Source organism: Frankia sp. CeRuru1 (assembly GCF_977966315.1).
On record NZ_CDWWEW010000435.1, the window covers coordinates 1 to 4,057 of the forward strand.

General features: G+C 71.2%; 4 protein-coding genes. All 4 read left to right on the forward strand.

Annotation, left to right across the window (positions count from 1 at the left end):
- Positions 1–1,303, forward strand: a 1,303-nt coding sequence (purB, locus tag AC08OP_RS22060; RefSeq protein WP_476615929.1) for an adenylosuccinate lyase, incomplete at its 5' end; no start/stop codon positions are given.
- Between the two features lie 54 nt (positions 1,304–1,357).
- Entirely contained in the window at positions 1,358–2,269 is a 912-nt protein-coding gene (locus AC08OP_RS22065) for a phosphoribosylaminoimidazolesuccinocarboxamide synthase (protein ID WP_476615930.1), read from the forward strand.
- 107 nt (positions 2,270–2,376) lie between these two features.
- On the forward strand, positions 2,377–2,778 hold the full coding sequence (locus AC08OP_RS22070) for a hypothetical protein (protein WP_476615931.1): 402 nt from the start codon (positions 2,377–2,379) through the stop codon (positions 2,776–2,778).
- Between the two features lie 200 nt (positions 2,779–2,978).
- Positions 2,979–4,057, forward strand: a 1,079-nt coding sequence (panC, locus tag AC08OP_RS22075) for a pantoate--beta-alanine ligase (RefSeq protein WP_476615932.1), incomplete at its 3' end; no start/stop codon positions are given.

Genomic DNA, 4,057 nt, shown 5'->3' on the forward strand with positions numbered 1-4,057 from the left:
CGGCCGTTACACCCTGGCGGAGATGGGCCGGGTGTGGTCGGAGGCGCACAAGTACGAGCTGTGGTGTCGCGTCGAGGTGCTGGTCATGGAGGCGCACGCCGCCGCGGGCCGCATCCCCGCCGATTCCGTCGAGCCGGTCCGGGCCGCCCCCGCTCCGACGCCCGAGGCCGTTGCCGAGGTGGAGGCCGTCACCCAGCATGACGTCATCGCCTTCCTGACCGCTTGGGCCGACCGCACCGAACCCCGGTCCGCCGCCGCCTACGCGCACTTCGGCATGACCTCCTCAGACCTGCTCGACACGGCGCTCGCGCTGCAGCTGGTCGAGTCGACCGACCTGCTGCTCGCCCGGGCGGACACCCTCGTCGCCGCGCTGCGCGACCTCGGCCTAGCCCACCGGAACACCCTGCGGGTCGGCCGGACGCACGGCATCCACGGCGAGCCGACGGTGTTCGGGCACCGCGTCGCGGACCTGGCGTTCGGGCTCGCCCGCTGCCGCGACCGGCTGCGCGCGGCCCGCGCGGACGTGGCCGTCGCCAAGATCTCCGGCGCGGTCGGGACGTACTCCAACATCGACCCCGACGTCGAGGCCTATGTGGCCGACAAGCTGGGCCTCACCGCGGCCCCGGTGGCCACCCAGGTCGTGCTGCGCGACGGCATCGCCTCCTGGGTCGCGGCGCTGGCCGGGCTCGCGACCGTCTGCGAGGCGGTCGCCCTGGAGGTCCGGCACGGCCAGCGCACGGAGGTCCGGGAGCTGTCCGAGCCGTTCGGCTCCGGGCAGAAGGGCTCCTCCGCGATGCCCCACAAGAAGAACCCGATCATGTCGGAGCGCATCGCCGGGCTCGCCCGGATCGTCCGGGCGCAGTACGTCCCGGTGCTGGAGGGCGTCCCGCTGTGGCACGAGCGCGACATCTCCCACTCCTCCACCGAGCGCATCGCGCTGCCGGACGCCGCCACCGGCGTCGACTACCTGCTGCACCTGACGACCCGGCTGGTCACCGGGCTGGTCGTGGACACCGCACGGATGCGGGCGAACCTCGATGCCACGGGCGGGCTGGTCTACACCTCGGCGGTGCTGCTCGAACTCGTCGAGACGGGGCTGTCCCGCGAGGACGCCTACGCCGTCACCCAGGCGGCGGCGATGGAGACCTGGCAGACCGGCGTGCCGTTCCGGGAGACGCTGCGCAAGCACGCCGGCGACCGCGGCCTGGCCCTGGACGAGGCCAGGCTCGACGAGGTGAGCCGGCCCGAGCGCTACACCAAGCGCCTCGGCCCGGTCTTCGACGCCTTGGCGGCCCTCACCTGACCCGCGCGCCCCCGCGCCGCGGGTGCTGTTGTTCTCCCTGGGTACGGTCGGTGTATGCCACTGACACATGAGGAGTTCGCCGGGCTCACCCACCTGGGTTCGGGCAAGGTCCGAGAGCTGTTCGCGGTCGGGGACGACGCCGTGCTGCTGGTCGCCAGCGACCGCATCTCGGCGTTCGACGTGGTCCTACCGACCGAAATTCCCGACAAGGGAGCCGTTCTCACCGGGCTTTCGCTGTGGTGGTTCGACCAGCTCGCCGACCTGGTCCCGTCCCACGTCGTCAGTTCGAACGCCGATGAGTACCCGGCCGAGCTCGCTCCGTATAGGGAGCAGCTGCGCGGCCGGTCGATGCTGTGCCGACGCCTGAACATGGTGCAGATCGAGTGCGTCGCCCGTGGTTATCTGACCGGCAGCGGGCTGAAGGACTACCAGCGCACCGGCGCGGTCAGCGGGCATCCCCTGCCCACCGGGCTGGTGGACGGCAGCAAGCTGCCGGCACCGATCTACACGCCGTCCACGAAGGCGCCGATCGGTGAGCACGACGAGAACATCAGTCGGGCCGACGCGGCCGGCCGGATCGGCACCGAGCTCGCCGCCGAGCTCGAGCGGCTGACCCTGCAGATCTTCGGCCGGGCCAGTGTCCTCGCAGCCGAGCGCGGCATCCTGCTCGCTGACACCAAGTTCGAGTTCGGTCATGACGCCCAGGGCACGCTGCGGCTCGCCGACGAGGTCCTGACCCCGGACTCGTCCCGGTTCTGGCCGGAGGACACCTGGCGGCCCGGAGCCTCCCAGCCGTCCTTCGACAAGCAGTACATCCGCGACTATCTGACGAGTACCGGCTGGGACAGGACCGCGCCAGGGCCGGAGCTGCCCGCGGACGTCGTCGAGGCGACCCAGGCCCGTTACGTGGAGGCCTACGAGCGACTGACCGGCATCTCCTTCAAGGACTACCTGTCCACCGCCTAACCGCGCTCACACCGCGAACAGCACGAGAAGTTATCTTCTGGATACTATAAGTTCATCTTAGGTTCTCTCCTAGAAGGAGATCGAGATATCGAGAGAGGTGAGCTGCCATGGCCACGAAGACGGACACTCCGCCACGGGCACGGCCACAGCCGCACCGGGAGGACACGGACACCTCTGCCCCTGAGCGGGACCAGCAGCAGCCGGCCCCGCCCACGGGCCCCGAGCGGTCGCCGGGCACACACACCTTCACGGTCCGGCTACCGCTGCTCACGTCGCGGTTCGAGGTTGGACGAGGTACGAGCATGCAGTGGCCGTCGCTGGGCAAGGGTGCCTACTACCTGGGGCTCGGCGGGCTCGCCGCGGCCTCGATCATCGAATGGCCGGTCGCGGCGGCGATCGCCGCCGGCACCTACGTCGCGCAGCACACCCGTCCAGGAGCCCCCACGCCCTCTTCCCCCCAGGAGGCCGAGGCCCCTGAGCGGGCCGAGCCCGCGCACACCGGGGCCTGAACTCCGGTGGGCTCGCAGCCCCAGCGAAGTATCATATAACGCCACAAAGCAACAAATTGCACCTTCCGGAGTGAGCAGAGGGCTTCGTTCGGGACGATCACCCGAACGAAGCCCAGCTCACAGGGGAGGGCAACAACCATTGCAGCCGAGTTACAGTTGCCAACGACGTCCGGTACCCCATCCGAGGACTGGAACGGATTATGACTGCTGTTTTCTCCACCACGCCCGACCGCCCATCGACGGGATCCCGCGATCAGGCGGCCACCGCCACGGTCCCCTCCGCTAGGAGCATTGCCCCCTCCGTCCGGCCCAGCACGCTCCCCGGCTCGGGCAGTCCCGTCCTGGCCAGAGACCGGGCCGAGCTGCGCGCCGCGCTCGCCGCGCTCGACCGGCAGGCCACCATCGCCCGGCAGAGTGAGGCCGGTCTGCCTGCGCCGGACGACGCGCCCGCGCGGGCGGCAGCCGGGCACACGCGCCCGACCCACGCGCGCCCGACCAGGGCCGTCGTCATGACAATGGGAGCGCTGCACGAGGGCCACGCCTCGCTGCTGCGCGCCGCCCGGGCCCAGGCGGACCAGGTGGTTGCCACGATCTACGTTAATCCGCTGCAATTCGGCGCGGGTGAGGATCTCGACCGGTATCCGCGCACCCTGGCCGCCGATCTCGACGTGTGCGCGCGGGAGGGAGTCGACCTCGTCTTCGCCCCCCGGATGATCCACGACTCGCCGCCGCTCGTCCGCTTGCAGGCCGGGCCGCTCGGTGAGCTGCTCGAAGGCGCCGCCCGTCCGGGCCATTTCGATGGGATGCTGACCCTGGTGGGGACCATGCTCCACCTGGTCCGTCCGGACCTGGCGTTCTTCGGGCGCAAGGACGCCCAGCAGCTGGTCTGCATCCGCCGGATGGTCGCGGACCTCGCCTTCGACGTCACCGTGATCGGTGTGGAGACCGTGCGCGAGCCCGACGGCCTCGCGATGTCGAGCCGGAACGTCTATCTGACCCCCGAGCAGCGGCGCAGCGCGCTCGCCCTGTCCCGGGCGCTCGCCGCCGGGGCCCGGGCCCAGGCGGGCGGGCAGGACGCCGCGCTCGCGACCGCGCGGGAGGTTCTGGCCGCCGCGGACGGGGTGGACGTGGACTACCTCGCCCTGGCCAGCCCCGACGATCTGCGTCCGGTCCGGAGCGGTCCCGCCCTGCTGCTCGTCGCTGCCCGGGTGGGCACCACCCGCCTGATCGACAACATCGACCTCGTCCTGCCTCCGGAATCCCCGGCGCCGGCCCCCAC